The organism is Parafrigoribacterium mesophilum (assembly GCF_039652555.1).
Lineage (GTDB): Bacteria > Actinomycetota > Actinomycetes > Actinomycetales > Microbacteriaceae > Parafrigoribacterium > Parafrigoribacterium mesophilum.
On record NZ_JBDJAF010000001.1, the window covers coordinates 1,925,333 to 1,943,224 of the forward strand.

17 protein-coding genes are annotated in these 17,892 nt (G+C 67.0%); 11 read left to right on the top strand and 6 right to left on the bottom strand.

Features of this window, described 5'->3' with window-relative positions; all coding sequences use genetic code 11:
- Positions 1–52: 52 nt before the first annotated feature.
- The gene (gene purD / locus ABFX56_RS09235) at positions 53–1,300 is read right to left on the bottom strand and encodes a phosphoribosylamine--glycine ligase (RefSeq protein ID WP_346232952.1); all 1,248 of its coding nucleotides are present in this window, start codon (positions 1,298–1,300) and stop codon (positions 53–55) included.
- Positions 1,301–1,501: 201 nt separating this feature from the next.
- On the opposite strand from purD, the gene ABFX56_RS09240 reads away from it, so the two are divergent.
- The 6 genes from ABFX56_RS09240 (at position 1,502) to ABFX56_RS09265 (ending at position 7,880) form a co-directional block, all read left to right on the top strand.
- A complete protein-coding gene (locus tag ABFX56_RS09240) occupies positions 1,502–2,929 on the top strand; it encodes an ABC transporter substrate-binding protein (RefSeq protein ID WP_346232953.1) in 1,428 nt (475 codons plus the stop codon).
- Between the two features lie 73 nt (positions 2,930–3,002).
- Positions 3,003–4,052, top strand: a complete 1,050-nt coding sequence (locus tag ABFX56_RS09245) for an ABC transporter ATP-binding protein (protein ID WP_346232954.1) — start codon at positions 3,003–3,005, stop codon at positions 4,050–4,052.
- Positions 4,045–4,986, top strand: a complete 942-nt coding sequence (locus ABFX56_RS09250; protein ID WP_346232955.1) for a carbohydrate ABC transporter permease — start codon at positions 4,045–4,047, stop codon at positions 4,984–4,986. The genes ABFX56_RS09245 and ABFX56_RS09250 overlap by 8 nt, the downstream gene beginning before the upstream one ends.
- Positions 4,983–5,891: a carbohydrate ABC transporter permease gene (locus ABFX56_RS09255; protein ID WP_346232956.1), complete on the top strand. Its 909-nt coding sequence runs from the start codon at positions 4,983–4,985 to the stop codon at positions 5,889–5,891. Before ABFX56_RS09250 ends, ABFX56_RS09255 begins: the two co-directional genes overlap by 4 nt.
- 103 nt (positions 5,892–5,994) lie before the next feature.
- Complete coding sequence (locus ABFX56_RS09260) at positions 5,995–7,047, top strand: ATP-binding cassette domain-containing protein (protein ID WP_346232957.1); 1,053 nt, start codon at positions 5,995–5,997, stop codon at positions 7,045–7,047.
- Positions 7,044–7,880: an ABC transporter permease gene (locus ABFX56_RS09265; RefSeq protein ID WP_346232958.1), complete on the top strand. Its 837-nt coding sequence runs from the start codon at positions 7,044–7,046 to the stop codon at positions 7,878–7,880. Before ABFX56_RS09260 ends, ABFX56_RS09265 begins: the two co-directional genes overlap by 4 nt.
- A gap of 42 nt (positions 7,881–7,922) precedes the next feature.
- Here ABFX56_RS09265 and ABFX56_RS09270 read toward each other — a convergent pair whose 3' ends face one another.
- The 3 genes from ABFX56_RS09270 to ABFX56_RS09280 form a co-directional block, all read right to left on the bottom strand.
- Complete coding sequence (locus ABFX56_RS09270) at positions 7,923–8,210, bottom strand: hypothetical protein (RefSeq protein WP_346232959.1); 288 nt, start codon at positions 8,208–8,210, stop codon at positions 7,923–7,925.
- Between the two features lie 92 nt (positions 8,211–8,302).
- A complete protein-coding gene (locus ABFX56_RS09275) occupies positions 8,303–9,655 on the bottom strand; it encodes a GNAT family N-acetyltransferase (protein WP_346232960.1) in 1,353 nt (450 codons plus the stop codon).
- A 47-nt stretch (positions 9,656–9,702) separates the two neighbouring features.
- Entirely contained in the window at positions 9,703–10,314 is a 612-nt protein-coding gene (locus ABFX56_RS09280) for an isochorismatase family protein (RefSeq protein WP_346232961.1), read from the bottom strand.
- A gap of 163 nt (positions 10,315–10,477) precedes the next feature.
- On the opposite strand from ABFX56_RS09280, the gene ABFX56_RS09285 reads away from it, so the two are divergent.
- The 4 genes from ABFX56_RS09285 to purM are packed head-to-tail and all read left to right on the top strand — an operon-like array spanning position 10,478 to position 14,050.
- Positions 10,478–10,855 carry a sterol carrier family protein gene (locus tag ABFX56_RS09285; RefSeq protein ID WP_346232962.1) on the top strand — a complete coding sequence of 126 codons (378 nt, stop codon included), beginning with the start codon at positions 10,478–10,480 and terminating at the stop codon, positions 10,853–10,855.
- Positions 10,856–10,908: 53 nt separating this feature from the next.
- The gene (locus tag ABFX56_RS09290) at positions 10,909–11,319 is read left to right on the top strand and encodes a hypothetical protein (RefSeq protein WP_346232963.1); all 411 of its coding nucleotides are present in this window, start codon (positions 10,909–10,911) and stop codon (positions 11,317–11,319) included.
- Between the two features lie 11 nt (positions 11,320–11,330).
- Positions 11,331–12,920, top strand: a complete 1,590-nt coding sequence (gene purF / locus ABFX56_RS09295) for an amidophosphoribosyltransferase (RefSeq protein ID WP_346232964.1) — start codon at positions 11,331–11,333, stop codon at positions 12,918–12,920.
- A complete protein-coding gene (gene purM, locus ABFX56_RS09300) occupies positions 12,917–14,050 on the top strand; it encodes a phosphoribosylformylglycinamidine cyclo-ligase (RefSeq protein ID WP_346232965.1) in 1,134 nt (377 codons plus the stop codon). The genes purF and purM overlap by 4 nt, the downstream gene beginning before the upstream one ends.
- A 111-nt stretch (positions 14,051–14,161) precedes the next feature.
- On the opposite strand, the gene ABFX56_RS09305 is transcribed toward purM, so the two are convergent.
- A complete protein-coding gene (locus tag ABFX56_RS09305; RefSeq protein WP_346233185.1) occupies positions 14,162–14,383 on the bottom strand; it encodes a DUF3073 domain-containing protein in 222 nt (73 codons plus the stop codon).
- A gap of 166 nt (positions 14,384–14,549) precedes the next feature.
- Between ABFX56_RS09305 and ABFX56_RS09310 the strand changes: the two genes are divergently transcribed.
- Positions 14,550–15,644 (top strand): NAD(P)-binding domain-containing protein, encoded by a 1,095-nt coding sequence (locus ABFX56_RS09310; protein ID WP_346232966.1) that lies wholly within the window; start codon positions 14,550–14,552, stop codon positions 15,642–15,644.
- Positions 15,645–15,676: 32 nt separating this feature from the next.
- On the opposite strand, the gene ABFX56_RS09315 is transcribed toward ABFX56_RS09310, so the two are convergent.
- Positions 15,677–17,779, bottom strand: coding sequence for an APC family permease (locus ABFX56_RS09315; protein WP_346232967.1), 2,103 nt, complete (start codon positions 17,777–17,779; stop codon positions 15,677–15,679).
- Positions 17,780–17,892 lie beyond the last annotated feature (113 nt).

Genomic DNA, 17,892 nt, shown 5'->3' on the forward strand with positions numbered 1-17,892 from the left:
TCTTCTTTCTCCGGCTGGAACCCGATGCCCCGCCGGCGACCCTGCGAACCGATCAGCCGACGCGTGCGGCGATGTCGGTGCGGTACTGGCCACCCTCCAGTGTGATGGCGCCGACGGCCTGGTAGGCGCGAGCGCGCGCGGTCGGGAAATCACCGGCCGTGGCGACGACGCTGAGCACCCGCCCTCCGGTGGTCACGAACCGATCGCCGGCGAGTGCCGTGGCGGCGAAGGCGAGGCAAACGCCGGGCACCGCGGCCGCTTCGTCGAGCCCGGCGATCGGCCGGCCGACCTCGGCGCCGTCTGGATAGCCTTCGCTGGCTAGCACCACCGTGACGGCGACTTCGTCCGAGAACTTCGGATAGGGCAGCTTGCCCAGACCGCCGGTCGCGGCCGCATGGAGAAGTCCGCTCAGCGGCGTCGCCAGTCGGGGCAGCACGACCTGAGTCTCCGGGTCGCCGAAGCGCGCGTTGAACTCGATCACCCGGATGCCGGAGGCGGTGAGGACGAGACCGCAGTAGAGCAGGCCGACGAAGGGTGTGCCCTCCGCGGCGAGCCGGCGCACGGTCGGCAACGCCACGGTGTCGATCACGTCGTCGACGAATCCGTCTGGCAGCCACGGCAGCGGCGAATAGGCGCCCATGCCTCCGGTGTTCGGGCCGGTGTCTCCGTCGCGCAGCCGTTTGAAATCTTGTGCGGGCGATAGGGGCAGTACGTCCTGACCGTCGGACAGCAGGAACAGCGACACCTCCTCTCCGGAGAGGAACTCCTCGACCAGCACCCCGCCGTGCCCGAGCCAGTATTCGGCGTGGGCCAAGGCTGCGTCTCGGTCGTCGGTGACCAATACCCCCTTGCCGGCGGCCAGGCCATCGGCCTTCACGACGTAGGGTGCGCCGAAGCGCTCGAGCGCATCGGCCACCTCGGTGATCGTTACCGCGCGCACCGCGGCGCCGGTGGGCACCCCGGCCTCCTGCATGATGCGCTTGGCGAAGGTCTTGCTGCCCTCGAGCTGCGCTGCCGCCTTGCCTGGTCCGAACACCGGGATGCCAACCTGGCGCACCCGGTCGGCGACGCCGGCGACTAACGGTGCCTCGGGGCCGATCACGACGAGTTCGATGTCGTTGTCTTTCGCGAACCGGGCCACAATTTCACCGTTGCTGGTGTCGAGGGACACCACCGATGCTTCGCGCGCAATGCCGGCGTTGCCGGGCGCCACGGTGATATCGTGCCCGGCGTTTTCCCGCTGCAGTGCCGTCACGATGGCGTGTTCGCGGGCACCGGAGCCGAGGACGAGGATTCGCACCAGAACAGGCTACCGGCCCGGCGGCCTCTCGTGCGCCGTGTATTGGCGACAAGCCAACCAGGAACGTGCGCGGGAGCCGGGGTGCTTCGTCCCGGCGCGAGCCAACGGTGTATTCCTGAATCGGCATACCTTGACAGCAAAGTTGGGGCAGGAGTACCGTCACGACCATCGAGTCAATGAAGACATCGGAAGAGGCGCGTCATGGCAGCATTGAGTCCCTGGAATCGTCGTCAGTTTCTTGGAGTATCGGGATTGGCCGCAGCGACCGCCGCACTGGCGGGCTGCGCGAGCGAGCCGGGAACCTCCGGCCCGTCGAAAGCGCCGGCTGGCAGTAGCGGCGGCGCTCCGAAAGAAACGTTCGAGAAGCCGTCGACCAAGATCGGCGGCACGTTGAGCATCCTGTTGTGGAGCCATTTCGTGCCGAGCGCCGACACCTGGTTCGACAAATTCGCGGCGGATTGGGGCAAGAAGGTCGGCGTCGACGTCAGGGTCGACCACATCGCGCTGGCCGACGTGCCGGCGCAGATCGCTTCTGAGATCCAAGCCGGTCAGGGTCACGACATGATGCAGTACATCGCGACCCTGTCACAGTTCGAGCCCGGCGTGCTCGACATGAAGGACGTTACCGACGAGTGCAATAAGCGGTATGGAAAGCAATTGGAGATCTGCAAGGAGTCCAGCTTCAATCCGAACACCGGAACCTACTACGCGTTCGCGCCCGGTTGGGTGCCCGACCCGGGCAACTACCGCAAGAGCCTGTGGGAGCCGGTGGGCATGGCAGACGGCCCGAGCACCTGGGACGACCTGCTCAAGGGAACCACCGAGATCAAGAAGTCGAAGGGCATCCAGGTCGGCCTCGGCATGTCGCAGGAACTCGACTCCAACATGGCCACTCACGCGCTGATGTGGTCATTCGGCGGGTCGGTACAGGATGCGAACGAGAAGGTCGTTCTCAACTCGCCCGAGGTCATCGCCGCTGTTGAATACATGACGAAGCTCTACCAACAGGCCATGACGCCTGAGGTGTTCTCCTGGAACGCCGCCAGCAACAACCAGGGCCTCATCGCCGGCAAGCTCAGCTACATCCTCAACTCGCTGTCCGCGTGGCGTACAGCGCAGGAGGTGAATCCGGAGGTCTCCAAGGACGTCTTCTTCACCAAGGCGCTGAAGGGCCCGAAGGCCGCCCTGGCCGCCCAGCACGTGCTTTACAACTGGATTCTGCCGAAGCACTCCGGCAACGTGGACGCGGCGAAAGAGTTCCTGCTGCATTACACGGCGAACTTCGCCTCCGCGAGCTACGCGTCGAAGATGTACGACTTCCCGGCCTGGCCGAAGCTCGCGCCCGACCTGCCGGCATGGCTGAAGAAGGACCCGTTCGGCGCCACGCCGGCGGACAAGCTCTCGTTCCTCGGCAGCACCGAGGACGCGGCAAAGTGGAGCGCCAGCATCGGCCATCCCGGCCCGTCCAGCCCGGCGATCGGCGAAGTCCTCGCGACCTATCTCATCCCGAACATGTTCGCCAAGGCGGCCCGCGGCGAACTGACGCCCGAGCAGACGGTGGCCGAGACCCAAACTCAGGTCGAGGCTGTGTTCACCAAATGGCGGGCTCGCGGTCTCGTCGGCGGTTGACACCACCCCGATCGATTGTGCGACGCGGCGTGCAGCGCCCGCGTGAATGACGCTGACGAGAAGGAGAAACAGGATGGCGGTCACCGTCGAGGTCAGGGACCTCTCGAAGGTCTACCCCGGTGGAACCAAGCAAGCAGTGGACGGGGTGAACCTGGCCACCGACGAGGGCGAATACCTCGTCCTGCTCGGACCGTCAGGCTGCGGCAAGACCACGTTGCTGCGGATGATCGCCGGCTTGGAGCAGCCCACCGGCGGTGACATCCTCATCAACGGCACCGTCGTGAACGGCTTGCCGCCGCGCGTGCGTGGCATTGCCATGGTGTTCCAAAGCTATGCGCTGTACCCGCACAAGACCGTGATGGGCAACATCGTGTTCCCGCTGCGTGCCGCGCACATGGAGAAAGAGGAACGCGAGGCAAAGGCCCGGCAGGCGGCCGAGGTGCTCGGCCTGGGCGGACTGCTCGACCGGAAACCGCGGCAACTGTCCGGCGGTGAACGGCAACGTGTCGCGTTGGCCAGAGCGATGGTGCGCAATCCCGCGGTGTTCCTCCTGGACGAACCGCTTTCCAACCTGGATGCGAAACTTCGCGCTACCGCCCGGGACGAGCTCAAGCGGTTCCAGGAACGCGTGGGCACAACCACTATCTATGTGACGCACGACCAGTCCGAGGCGATGGGCCTGGGCGACCGGATCGCCGTGCTCGACCACGGCAAGGTCCGCCAAATCGGGGCGCCTGCCGAGGTGTACGACAATCCAGCCGACACGTTCGTCGCCACCTTCATCGGCTCTCCGCCGATGAACCTGATCACCCGCGACGACGACCTGGTCGGGCTGCGACCGGAGCACATGCTGCCCGCGCAGGATCTGCACGGCGAGTTCGCGCCGATCGATTTCGCCATCGATCGGATCGAATACCTCTCCGGCGACCGCCACGTGTATGGCACGGTGCTGGGCCTCGGCGAGGACACCCAGGTGATCGCCCGGCTGCCCTCCACCATCACGACGCCGCTGGTGCCGGGATCGGTGAGCAAGTTCGGAATCAGTGTGGACCGGCTGCGTTACTTCGACAAGGACACCGGCCTGCGCCGGGCGGTGGCCCCAGTGGGAGCTGTCGGTGTCTGAGGTCCGCGTCGTCGAGGCGCCCCGCCGGGCATCCGTCAGCGAGGTGCGCCTGAAGATGGCGGATCGGGAAGGCTTCCTCGCGTGGCTCTTCCTGGTGCCGACGGTGGTCTACATCATCGCGCTGGTGGGCATCCCGTTCGCCTTGGCCATCGCGTTCGCGTTCAGCGACGTGACGACGGGCGACTCCAGCTTTCAGTGGGTGGGCTTCAAGAACTTCCAGCTGATCTTCCAAGACCCGGTCTTCTGGACGTCGCTGTGGAACACGCTGACCTTCACCGCGATCGCGCTGCTGCTCATCGTGGTACTCGGCGGTCTGCTTGCCGAGATCCTGGCCGCCGATTTCCGCGGCAAATGGATCGTACGGTTCCTCATCCTGCTGCCGTGGACCACCCCGGTTGCGCTGTCGTCCGTCGCCTGGCTGTGGCTGCTCGACTCCATCTATAGTCCGATCGATTGGGTGTTGCGGGCCTGGGGGCTGATCGAGGGCAATATGTACTGGCTGGGCGAGCCGAACCTGGCCGCGGCATCCGTCATCGCCGTGCAAGTGTGGCGCATCGTGCCGCTGGCCGCGGTGATCATGCTCGTCGGCCTGCTGTCGATCCCCAAGGACATCCCCGAAGCCGCCAGGGTCGACGGCGCGGGGTACTGGCGGCGGATGTTCGAGGTGACGATGCCCCTGACCGCGCCGCTGATCGCCGTGGCCGCACTGTTCGGCGCGATCTTCATCTTCACCGACATGACCGTGCCGTACATCCTCACCCGCGGCGGGCCGACGAACACGACGCAGGTGCTCGCGAGTTGGTCCTACGTGCGCGGGATCGCCGGAGGTGACATCGGGCAGGGGGCGGCGATCGCGCTGTTCCTGTTCCCGCTGCTGCTGGCCGCCGCGGTGCTGATCCTGCGGTCGGTGCGGAAGATGGAGACCCTCGGATGACCACCACCCTGGCAACCCCGGTGCTTCCGGAAAATCGGGAAACCGATGCGTTACGGCGCCGCTACGGGCGCCGGCACGTGCTGGGCCGAATCGGGCTGTACTGCCTCGCCATCCTGGTCGCACTGGCCTGCGGCGGGCCGTTCCTGTGGAGCGCAATCACCGCGACCAAACTCAACGCCGACCTCTACAACCCGACGAACAACCCGTTCATCTATAACTTGTCACCCACCCTGGACCACATCACCTACCTGTTCACCAACACCGATTTCCCGATCTTTGCGTGGAACACACTGTGGGTGGGCATCCTGGTGGTGCTGATCACCCTCGCGCTCGGCATCCCGGCGGCGTATTCGATCGCGCGATTCGATCGCAAATGGTCGACGCCGATGGGCATCGCGATCTTCTTCGTGTATCTGATCCCACCGAGCCTGCTGTTCCTGTCGCTGTCGCGGCTGGTGGTGTGGATCGGGTTGCAGGACTCGACCTGGTCGCTTGTGGTGGTGTATCCGACGATCACGCTGCCGGTGTCGATCTGGCTGCTGATCGGATTCCTCAAGGCACTGCCGCGAGACATCGAGGAGCAGGCGATGGTGGACGGCTACAGCCGGGTCGGCGCGATCGTGCACACCGTGCTGCCCCTGCTGTTCCCCGGCATTGTGGCAGTGGTGGTCTTCGCGTTCACGCTGACGGCCAGTGAGTTCATTTACGCGCTCGTGTTCATCTCGCCGACTCCGGAGAAGGTGATCAGCACCGGCGTTCCGACGGCGCTGATCCGCGGCGATGTGTATTTCTGGCAGTCGCTGGAGGCCTCAACACTCCTGATCGCTATTCCGATCGCCTTCGTCTTCAACCTGTTCCTCGCGCGGTTCATCTCCGGGTTCACGATGGGCGCCGTGAAAGGCTAAGCGGGTTGAGCAGGCGAGCGTCCACGCGAGCTGTCCCGCAACCGCCCCCTTCACCCCAGCACAAGCCCTCGCGTGGGGGCGCGGTGCCCGTTACACTTCCCGGATGACTTTTATCGAAGCCACCGGTCTGACGAAGACCTACACTCCCCGCGGCGCCCCGCCGGTGCACGCGCTCGATGGACTCGACCTGGCCGTGCCGCAGGGCACCGTGACCGCACTGCTCGGCCCGAACGGTGCCGGCAAGACCACCACGGTCAAGGTGCTGACTACCCTGATCCGCCCAGAGGCGGGCACCGCGGTGATCGACGGGATCGACGTCGTGAGGCATCCTGAGCGCATCCGGCCGATCATCGGCGTCTCCGGCCAGTACGCCGCCGTGGATGAGAATCTCACCGGATTCGAGAACCTTGACATGGTGGGGCGGCTCTACCACCTGGGTGCGAGTGCGTCCCGGGCCAGGGCCCGCGAGCTCATCGACCTGTTCGGGCTGACGGATGCGGCGAACCGGCCGGTGAAGGGGTTCTCCGGCGGGATGCGCCGCCGCATCGACCTCGCCGGCGCGCTGGTGACCCGGCCCAAAGTGCTGTTCCTCGACGAGCCCACCACGGGACTCGACCCGCAGGGGCGGCTGGGAATGTGGGACATCATCACCTCCTTGGTCGGCGGCGGGACAACCGTGCTGCTCACCACCCAGTATCTCGAGGAAGCCGACCAGCTTGCCGACAGCATCTCGGTGATCGACGAGGGCAGCGTCATCGCACAGGGCACCGCCGACGAGCTCAAGGCCTCGATCGGTGGGCAGCGCGTGGAAATCAATCTGGTTTCGCCGGATGATTCGATCGCCGCGCAAGAGGTCCTCACCCGGTTCGGCAGTGCCGAACCGACGGTTTCCGCCGACGGCCGGGAGCTGACGGTGAAGGCCGTGGACGCGCCGGGCGCGTTGCAACGGATCCTCGCCGAGTTCAGCGACCGCGGCATCCGCCTCTACGACGCCGGGATGCGTCGGCCGACCCTCGACGACGTGTTCCTGAGGCTGACCGGGCACATCGCGGAGGAGGAGGTCGCCGACGATGAACCGGCGGTAGCGACAGCGGCGAAGCGCGGCGACAGTGCGAAGCGCGCCGACAAGCGCGCCGACAAGAGGAAGGCATCATGACCACGGCGTATGGCACGGCCGGGCCCGGCGCATCCGCGTTCAGCCACTGGCTCTCCGACGGCTGGATCACCACCCGCCGCAATCTGATCAAGATCAAACGGGTACCTGACATCCTGGTGTTCACGACGCTGCAACCCATCATGTTCGTGCTGCTGTTCACCTACATCTACGCCGGGGTGATCGAGATCCCGGGCAGCAGCTACAAGGAATTCATCATGGCCGGCATCTTCGCGCAGACGGTGGTGTTCGGCTCCACCTATTCCGGCTCGGCGATGGCGCAGGACCTGCGCGACGGCATCATCGACCGGTTCCGCAGCCTGCCGATGAGCCCGTCCGCGGTGCTGATCGGCCGCACCAACGGTGACCTGCTGATCAACACGATCTCAATGTTGGTGATGATGACGACCGGTTTCATCGTCGGCTGGCGGGCGCGGTCCAGCTTCCTGGAGGCGGTGGCCGCGGTCGTGCTGCTGCTGTTGTTCGCCTACGCGCTGTCCTGGGTGATGGCGTACCTCGGGATGCTGGTGCGCAGCCCCGAGGTGATCAACAACGTCTCCTTCCTGGTGCTGTTCCCGCTCACCTTCATCTCGAACGCGTTCGTGCCCGCCGAAACGCTGCCGACGCCGTTGCGGGTGTTCGCGGAGTTCAATCCGGTCTCCGCGCTGGTGCAGGCGGCCCGGCAGTTGTTCGGCAACGTGCCGCCGCTGGCGCCAGTGTCGGAGGTTTGGACTCAGCGCTACCCGATTCTCACCGTGCTGATCGGCATCGTCGTCGTGCTGCTGATCTTCGTGCCGCTGTCGGTGCGCAAGTTCAAGCAGATCAGCACCCGGTAGCAAGCACTCGGTAGCAGACGGTGCACAGGCTTTCAGGCCGACTCAGGACTTCATCGCGTTCGTGGTGACTTCGAACTCCTCCACTTCGAGGATTTCCGTGTGCTGTGCGGCGCTGGTTTCCGAGCGGACCCGGTTTGCGCTCTCCTTGCTCGCGGCCATGGCGTCCTCGGTATCCCAGAGGGTGATGGAGAGAGCCTTGTCCGTTTCCCTCCCGTTCAGATAGTAGATTCCCAGACATCCGGGAATCTCGAGAACCCTCTTCACGACGTCACCCGTGGGCGCGACGATGCTGTCCGGCTCCGTTTTGTAAGTGCTGACTCTGGCGAACATGGCCATTCCTCCCATATTTCCGTTGGGTCCTACTGGTTTCCCTCCAGTAAGCACCCGCCGTGGGGTGAGTCAAGGCCAGCAGCAAAACTCCGCTAAAACCAGATGCTCAGCCATGGCACCACGGTGGCGCGGAAGCACGCATCCAGGGCCGCGGCGGAACCCGGGATGAGCTCGGTGATCCGGCCCGCCCGGGTGAGAGTGACCGCCGACACACCGCCGAGGTACAGGGCGCTCAGCTCGTTGACGCGGAGCGACACAGATGCGCTGAGCTGACCCGCGGCATCCGTCGCCGCGGCATCCGTCGCTTCGTCAGCGAGCCGCGTCACCGACGCCGACCCGTCCGCGGCGATGTCGAGCAGCCACCCGCCTGCGGCGAAGCCGAAGGAATCCTGCACGTCGAACAGGATGCGCCCGGGAGCGCCGTAACGTCGCGCCTCGAGCGCGCCCTTCACATCCAGGATGCGGGTCCACAGGTGGTCGCGCTGGCTCGTTTTTCGAGCGGCGCGCGCATCGACGACCTGCCACACGAACGGCTCGTCAACGCTGCGCAGCGGCGCGCGCACCTCGGCGACGAGGTCCAACTCGAGCAGGAACCGCCACAGGCCGGCGTACGCATCGGCGCTCGCCGCCACGAGATACTGCAGCTCGACCACGTGCGCCGGCATTCCCGCCGGCGACTCGACAACCCGGTACACGCCGAAACCCTCCGGGTGGCCCGCTTCATCGTCGTAGCGGACGAACCGCAGGGCCCGATCGGGCTCCTTGCTGTCGCCGTGCAGCCCCAGCAGCCGTTCCCACAGGTGTCCGGAAAATTCAATCTGGCCTGGCGTGTCTTGCCGCACCCGCTCGACGAGGGCGAGCCCCTCGTGCCGCAACTGCTCCAGGGTCACGAAGTGCACCCGGCCGGGGGCCTGCGGTCCGATCCACCTCGCGCGCCGGGTGTCGATCGTCCAGTCGGCGGCAAACACGGCCGGGGCGAACCCGTACCTGTCGTAGATGGTCGCTTCGGAGACCGTCAGGATCGCGATCGGCACCCCCAGAGCATCCGCGGTGCTCAGCTCGGCCTCCATCATCGCCCGTGCGATCCCCCGCCGGCGGTGCGTCGGCGCGACCGACACCGCGCTGATCGCCCAGCCGGTCACGCTCGTGTGCCCTGGAACCGTCAACTGGGTAGTGCGGGAGGCGCTCGTTCCGATCGGGGTGCCGGGGTCGGCGCCGGAGTCGTCCCAAACTCCCGTGGTGCGACGGTCTGCCCGCGTCAGCAACTGCGCCGCGAGCGCATCCTGCGACGGATGCCGGTCGTGGAACCCGCGCGACACCGCCTCGAGCCAGGCGGAGAATGCCGCGCTGTCCTTCGTGTTGACCAGTCCGAGGCGCAAGCCGGTGCCCGCTAGACGGTTCGCCGGTGCGGCCGGGACGGGGTGGGTGCGGTAGTCGCTGCTCATCAGATCAGGCTAATCCGACCCACGCGAACCCGGGCGTATCGCGCGTGTCAGCTGTCCCCGGTCAGATACCGCACGGCGGCGCCCTCGCCGAGCACGTCGGCATACTTGGCAGCGATGTCGAACAGGTTCGATTCGTGCACCTCGGTTGTCCGGTCCGAGACGGCTTCCTGCACCACGGCTGCGAAGAAGCCGTGGCGCATGGCGTCTGCGGCGCTGGCCCGGATGCCGCCGCTCGTGGTGACGCCGACAATGATGGCGGTGTCGAATCCGTGCGCGTGCATCGTGGTGGCCAGCGTGGTGCCGAAGAATGCGCTCTCGTACTGCTTGGTGAGCACGAGCTCGTCGGAGCGAGGGGCGACCTCGGGCATGAGTTCGTTCAGGTCGTTGTCGCCGATGAGCAGTCGAAGCGCAGGCACCCGGTAGATCGAAAACCCCGAGTCCATGCCGCCGACTGAAAACACCGTGCGCGCGTGTAACACGGGAAGGATCGCACCGCGTGCCGCCTCGATCACCCGGGCCGCCGACTCTAAACTCGCGGTGCTCGGCAGGCACATCGGACTGTCGGCGTCGAAGTAGAAGTGCATCAGGTCGACCGCGAGCACAAAGGGCCGCTGGCCGAGCGCCATCATCCCGGTGGATTCGCTGGAGAAGTCCGTCATGCGCGAATTCTCGCAGAATCCGGGCTGGCAGGGTTGGAGTATCCACAGGGCGATCGCCTCCTGGTGAGCGCGCCGTTCCGCAGCGGCCGGGTCGTTCCTGAACGGCGGCGTGGACAGCAGCAGCCACCTGTGCGCGGGACCCCGGCCGCGTTAGCGTGGACCCATGGCGAAATCGAAAATCGTCGGCCTGGTCGGCGAGGCCGCGGTGCGGCGAGTGCTCGAGAGCGGCGTTGCGGCCGACAAGGATGCCACCGCGCTCGCGGTGCGGTACCTGCTGCAGGAACTGGCCGAGAGTGCACCGGGCGGGTCGGTCGAAGTGCGCGTGCCACCGCAGGGCGCCGTGCAGTGCATAGAGGGCCCCGGCCACACCCGCGGTACGCCGCCGAACGTGATCGAGACGGATGCCGCCACCTGGGTTGCCTTGGCCACCGGCGGTCTTTCCTGGGCCGACGCCCTCGCTGCCGGCAGCGTCTCGGCATCCGGGTCGCGCGCCGACCTCAGTGCGCACCTGCCGGTGCGATGGTTGAGGGAACCGGCCTGAGCCGGCCTGAGCCGGGCTGATGCTCGCAGTGCCGATGCTGTCAGAATAGAGGTATGACGGACGCATCCGATGGCCCGATCGACGAGACCGAGGTGAGCATTCGCCGGGCCCCCCGGTACGGACGCTTTCTCCTGGCGGGCGCGGCGCTGGGCGTGATCGCCGCTCTAGTCGCCACGAGCGTCGTCCCGGTCGATCCGAATGTCGGTTTCAGCGCGATGTTCGGGTACCTGCTGTTGTACGGCGTCCCGGTCGGGCTGGGGCTCGGCGCCGCCACTGGGGTGCTGCTGGACCGCCGCGCGAGCGCGCGTGCCGGAACGGTGATCGCGGGTAAAATGACAGTGCACGCCTCCGCGGGCGAGCAGAACCCAGCAGCACGTGAATCCGGACTGCAGAATCACTCGGAACTGCAGCAGCGCAGTTCCGACGGGGAAGCGCAACCAGAATCTGACGACGGTCAGAGTTAAGGGGACCGGGCTTGGCCGGTGGCGATGGTCGACTGAATCACGAACTGCTCCCGGGCGAAAAAGGCCCGCAGGACGCGTGCGGTGTGTTCGGAGTGTGGGCACCGGGCGAGGAAGTGTCGAAACTCACCTACTTCGGGCTCTACGCGCTGCAGCATCGCGGTCAGGAATCCGCCGGCATCGCCACGAGCGACGGCACCAAAATCCTCGTCTACAAGGACATGGGCCTGGTTTCCCAGGTCTTCAACGAAAGCGCGCTGAACACGCTGAAGGGCCACATCGCGGTCGGGCACACCCGGTACTCCACCACCGGATCGTCGAGCTGGCAGAACGCCCAACCCACGCTCGGCCGCACCGCGTCCGGCACCGTGGCGCTGGGTCATAACGGCAACCTCACCAACACGGCGCAACTGCTGCGCCTGGTGCACGAACGGTACCCCGAAAACGACGGCGAACTGCGGCGCGGCAACACGACCGACACCGCGCTGGTGACGGCGCTGCTCACCGGAGACCTGGACCACACCCTGGAGGCGACGGCGCTCGAGGTGCTGCCGAGACTGCTCGGTGCGTTCTGCTTCGTCTTCATGGACGAGACCACCCTCTATGCGGCCCGCGATCCGCAGGGCGTTCGGCCCCTGGTGCTCGGCCGACTGGAACGCGGCTGGGTGGTCGCCAGCGAGACCGCGGCGCTCGACATCGTCGGCGCCTCTTTTGTCCGCGAGGTCGAACCCGGCGAACTCATCGCGATCGACGAGAACGGGCTGCGCACCAAGCGTTTCGCGGAGCAGAAGCGTGCCGGATGCGTGTTCGAGTACGTATACCTGGCCCGTCCCGACACCACCATTGCCGGCCGCAGCGTGCACGAAGCCCGCGTGGAGATGGGCCGCCGACTTGCGGCGGAGCATCCGATCGATGCGGACCTGGTCATCCCGGTGCCGGAGTCCGGCACCCCGGCCGCGATCGGTTACGCGGAAGCATCCGGAATCCCCTACGGGCAGGGGCTGGTGAAGAACGCCTACGTCGGACGCACCTTCATCCAGCCGTCGCAGACGCTGCGGCAGCGCGGCATCAAGCTCAAGCTGAACCCGCTCGGGCACGTCATCAAGGGCAAGCGGCTCATCGTGGTGGACGACTCGATCGTGCGCGGCAACACCCAGCGCGCCCTCGTGGCCATGTTGCGCGAAGCCGGCGCGGCCGAGGTGCACGTGCGCATCTCTAGCCCGCCGATCAAGTGGCCGTGCTTCTACGGCATCGACTTCGCCTCCCGGGCCGAGCTGCTCGCGGCCGGCCTCGCGGTCGATGAGGTGCGTCAGGCGATCGGTGCCGACAGTCTCGGCTACCTCTCCGAGGACGGGATGATCGCGGCCACCGACCAGCCGCGGCAGAACCTGTGCACCGCGTGCTTCACCGGCAAGTACCCGATCGCGATTCCGGATGCGCAGCGCCTCGATCGAACCCTGTCGCAGGATGCGTCGGGCGACGGATGCGAACCAGGTCCCGATGCGGAGCTGGCGGGCGTGCTGTTCGACGCCGACAGCCTGCGCGCCCACGCGATGCAGCAGATCGGCGGAGCGGTCCTCGGCGACCCGGGTCGTCAGGAGTGACCTCCGACAGCTACGCCGCGGCCGGTGTCGACACCGCGGCCGGGGACCTCGCGGTCGAACTGATGAAGGCCGCCGTCGGCGCCACGCACGGCCCGCAGGTGCTCGGCGGTGTGGGCGGATTCGCGGGCCTGTTCGACGCCTCCGCTCTGAAGGCCTACGCGCATCCGCTGCTCGCCACATCCACCGACGGCGTCGGCACCAAGATCGCGATTGCGCAGGCGCTCGACAAGCACGACACCATCGGGCAGGACCTGGTCGGCATGGTGGTCGACGACATCGTCGTGGTCGGGGCGACACCGCTGTTCATGACTGATTACATCGCCTGCGGCAAGGTTCTGCCGGGCCGGATCGCGGAGATCGTGGCCGGCATTGCCCGGGCCTGCTCGGCCACCGGTACCGCGCTGGTTGGCGGGGAAACCGCCGAGCACCCCGGACTGCTCGGCCCCGACGACTACGACGTCGCCGGGGCGGCCGTCGGCGCCGTCGAGGCGGATGGCCTGCTGGGCGCCGACCGGGTGCGAGACGGCGACGCCGTGATCGCGCTGGCCTCGTCCGGCCTGCACAGTAACGGGTTCTCCCTCGTGCGCCACATCCTCGCCCAGCGCGGCATCGGCTACCTGGACCGGTCTGATGATTTGGGTGGCGTCGTGGGCGAGGTGCTGCTGGAGCCGACTCGGCTCTACACGACCCCGCTACTCAGGCTGCTCGCCGAGCATCCGGGCGCCGTCCACGCGCTCAGCCACGTCACCGGCGGCGGCATCGCGGCGAACCTGGCCCGGGTGCTGCCCGTCGGATCCTGGGTGGAAGTGGACCGCTCAACCTGGTCGCCGGCCGTCGTGTTCCGCGTCTTGAGTGAGTTGGCCGGCACCAGCCTGGTCAGTGCCGAGGGCACCTGGAATCTCGGCATCGGCATGATCGCGGTCGTGGCGCCGGATGCGGCGGACGCGGTCATCGCCTCTCTCACCGGGGCCGGAGTGCCGGCCTGGCAGGCCGGTGCCGTGTCGACCAGGTCACGAGGCGCGTCGGCAGGCTCGGCGCAAGCCACCGCTCAACCCTCAGGAGGATGGCAGCAGGGCGCTAAAGGGGTCGCCGGTGGCGCGGTGCGCCTGATCGGCGCCCATCCCGCCTAAGCACCTTGGCAGGCTGCTGCCGTAGCGGCTGGCTCACTGGGCCCGTTCCGGCCGGGGGTGCCCGGCGCAACGAGAACTACTAGCCGGAAAGGCCACTCGTGCGCTAGAAGCTCAGGCGCGCTTGGTGTGATCCTCGAACTCGTCGTGCGCCTGGAACTCGCCGTCGTGACCGGAGGCGTACTCGGGCCACTTCTCGAGATCCTCGTCAAGCGCCGGGTTCTCGGCGCCGTGTGTCAACTCGCGCTCAAGCGCGCCGTAGTTGGTGTCAGGGCTGAAATACTTCAGCTCCCGGGCGACCTTGGTGTGCTTGGCCTTCTGGCGACCACGTCCCACGGATAACCCCCTCACGGATTCCAGCCTGCGGGGAAGAGAACCCCAGGATCGGCCTACAAGGATGCAAACTAACTTCTAACTTTAGCATGCGCTCTTTTGCTGCGCGCGGCATCCAGGGCCATACGCTACAGCAAATTGCCATGTCGCATACCGGTAACGTGAACTCGTGACCCCTGTCCCGACACATGCCCCGGTTGTCGTCGTCGGCGCAGGTCAGGCCGGACTGTCCGTCTCCTACTATCTGGCCAGACTCGGTCTGTCCCCGGGCGCGGAGTTTGTCGTCTTCGACCGAGGACCGGGGACCGGCGGTGCATGGCAACTGCGCTGGGAGGCACTGCGCATCGGCTCCGCGCACCGCATCAACGACCTGCCGGGCATGGACGAGTTGGGGATCAGCTTCGAGGACGCCGGCCGCACCGTCCCGGCGAGGGACGTGGTCGCCGACTACTACCGCCGGTACGAGGAGCACTACGGCTTCCACGTGCAGCGCCCCGCCGTGGTGCATTCGGTGTTCAACCGCGGCAGCGAGCTCATCGTCGCCTACGAGACGGCCGGTTCCGCTGGCGAGCTGAGCGCGGATGTCGTGGTCAACGCCACGGGAACCTGGGGCTCCCCTTTCGTGCCCTGGTATCCGGGACGGGACCGCTTCACCGGCCGCCAGCTGCACACGACGGACTACGTCGACGCCGACGACTTCGCCGGACAGAGCGTCGTCGTGGTCGGTGGCGGCACCTCGGCGATCGGCTTCCTGCTGGAACTGGAGAACGTCGCCGCCGAGCTGGTCTGGGTCACCAGGGGGCCCATCGAGTTCCGCGACGAGGGCGAGCTCAACCTCGAGGCGCGCGTCAAAGCCGTCGCCCTGCAAGACGAAGCCGCCAGGGCCGGCCGTGCCCTGCCCAGCATCGTCAGCGGCACCGGAGTGCCGGTGACCCGGCGCATCCACGCCGCCATTCAGCGCGGATTGCTCATCCCGAAGCCGATGTTCACCGCGATCGAGCCGGACGGCGTCCGTTTCGCCGACGGCACGTTCCAGCGTGCGGATGCGATCCTCTGGTCGACAGGGTTCCGTCCGGAACTGCGACACCTGGCACCGCTCAAACTGCGGGAGAAGGCCGGCGGCGTCAGCGTCGGCTCCGGAGCATCCTGGAAGGACCCTCGCATCTTCTTCGCCGGCTACGGACCCCAGGCCAGCACGATCGGCGCCAACCGCGCCGGCCGGCAGATCGCCCGGGCCGTGGTCGCTCAGCTCAGCAACCTGTAGGCGCTGCCGTTTCCGCGCCGGCCGCGCGGCGGCTACTTCTTGCCCGCCGGCAGCCGATCGACTGGTTTCTCGCTGAGGCGCTTGCCGCCGCGTTCCGGTTCGCGCACGGGTACGGCCGGCGGCAGCGGCTTCCGCACCACGGCCCGGCGCACCGGCTCGCCGCGCCGATCCTGCCCGGGCAGCGGCCGTTTCGGCCTGGCGTACAGTCGGCTCGAGGAATCCAGCAGCCACGGCACCAGTGCCACGGTGACGCCGTGGCAGAGCAGGAGCTTGCGCCGGATGCGGCGGGCCTTGTGGTTGTGCAACAGGTTCTCCCACCAGTGCCCCACGATGTACTGCGGCATGTATACCGTGACCACCTCGGAGCCGTACTCTGCCCGCCGCTTCTTGATGTATTTGATCAGCGGGAAACTGATGTCCCGGTACGGCGACTGGATGACTCGCAGCGGCACGGCGATGTTCATCTGCGTCCACTGCTCCTCGAGCAGTTCGGTGGCGTCGTCGTCGATGGAACAGTGCACCGCCTCGATCGACTCGTGCCGGGCGGCGATCGCGTAGTCGAGGGCCTTGAGCGTCGGCTTCTGCATCCGCCCCACCAGCACAATCGCGTGGTCGCCGTCCGCCCCGAAGCGCGTGGTCGGGTCGACCTCGATGTCTCGCTCCACACCCTTGTAGTAGCGGTTCACCCCCAGCATCAGGAAGTACAGCACCGGACCGATCGCGAACACCAGCCAGGCGCCGTGCGTGAACTTCGTCACCGTCACCACGAGCAGCACCGTGCCGGTGAGCAGCGCCCCGAACGAGTTGATCGAGAGGGAGCGGATGATCGGCCCGCGGTGCTCGACGCCGTCGCGCAGCAGCCGGGTCCAGTGCCGCACCATGCCGGACTGGCCGAGCGTGAACGAGACGAACACGCCGATGATGTAGAGCTGGATGAGCGCGCTGAGGTTGGCCCGGTAGACCAGCAGCAGCAGGATGGCGGCCAGGCCCAGCACGATCACGCCGTTCGAGTACACCAGCCGGTCGCCGCGGGTCTGCAGCGATTTCGGCGCGTAGCCATCCCGGGCGAGCACCGAGCCGAGCAGTGGGAATCCGTTGAACGCGGTGTTCGCCGCCAGCAGCAACACCGCGGCGGTTGCCGCCTGCAACACGTAGAACATGATCTGGCCGGGTCCGGTGAACACGGCGGCGCCCAACTGGGCGATGACGCTGCGCTGCGGGTCGGTGGCGCACTGCGCCCAGCCGACCAAGTCGCACGGCGTCTCGGCGTAGTGCACGCCGCTGATCAACGCCATGGTCATCACGCCGGCGAACAGCACCGCGGCGATCGAGCCCATCAGCACGAGGGTGCGTTGCGCGTTGCGCACCTTCGGCCGGCGGAACGCCGGCACGCCGTTGGCGACGGCTTCCACGCCGGTCAGGGCGCTGCATCCGCTGGCGAAGGCACGCAGCAGCAGCAGCACGAACGCGACCTGGGTGAGACTCTGGGTGTGCACGGTGTACTGCGCGGATTCCGCCACCGGCGCGTCGCCGAACAGCACCCGAGTCAGGCCGACACTGATCATCACGAGCACGCTGCCGATGAACAGGTAGGTGGGCAGCGCGAACGCCTTGCTCGATTCGCGCACCCCGCGGAGGTTGACGGCGGCCAGCAGAATGACGAACGCGATCGCGAGCTCTACCCGCCAGCTGTGCAGGGCCGGGAACGCCGAGATGATGTTGTCCACGCCGCTGGCCACCGACACGGCTACGGTGAGGATGTAGTCGATCAGCAGCGCCGAGGCGACCACCAGGCCCGCCTTCTCGCCCAGATTCTTGTGCGCCACCTCGAAGTCGCCGCCACCGGACGGGTACGCCTTGATCAACTGGCGGTACGAGGCGACCACGGTGACCAGCACGACGATCACCGCGGCGGCTACCCACGGGGCAAAACTGAGGAACCCCAACCCGCCCAGGGTGAGGATGAGCAGCAGTTCCTGAGGCCCGTATGCGACGGACGACAGCGCGTCGCTGGCGAAGATGGGAAGCGCCAAGTGCTTAGGGAGCAGTTGCCCTTCCAGCTTGTCGGAGGACAGTGGTTCGCCGATCAGCCACCTTTTCGGCGACCGGACTTCGTTAGTCACGAGGTGCGACATTACACCTGTTCAACGCCCTGTCAATACGCGCGCATCCTGGGTCACCGGACATCACGGTGCCGAGCGATGGCGTTCCGGACGAAGGGCCCCGCCGCGGCGGGCGGTTTCGTCCG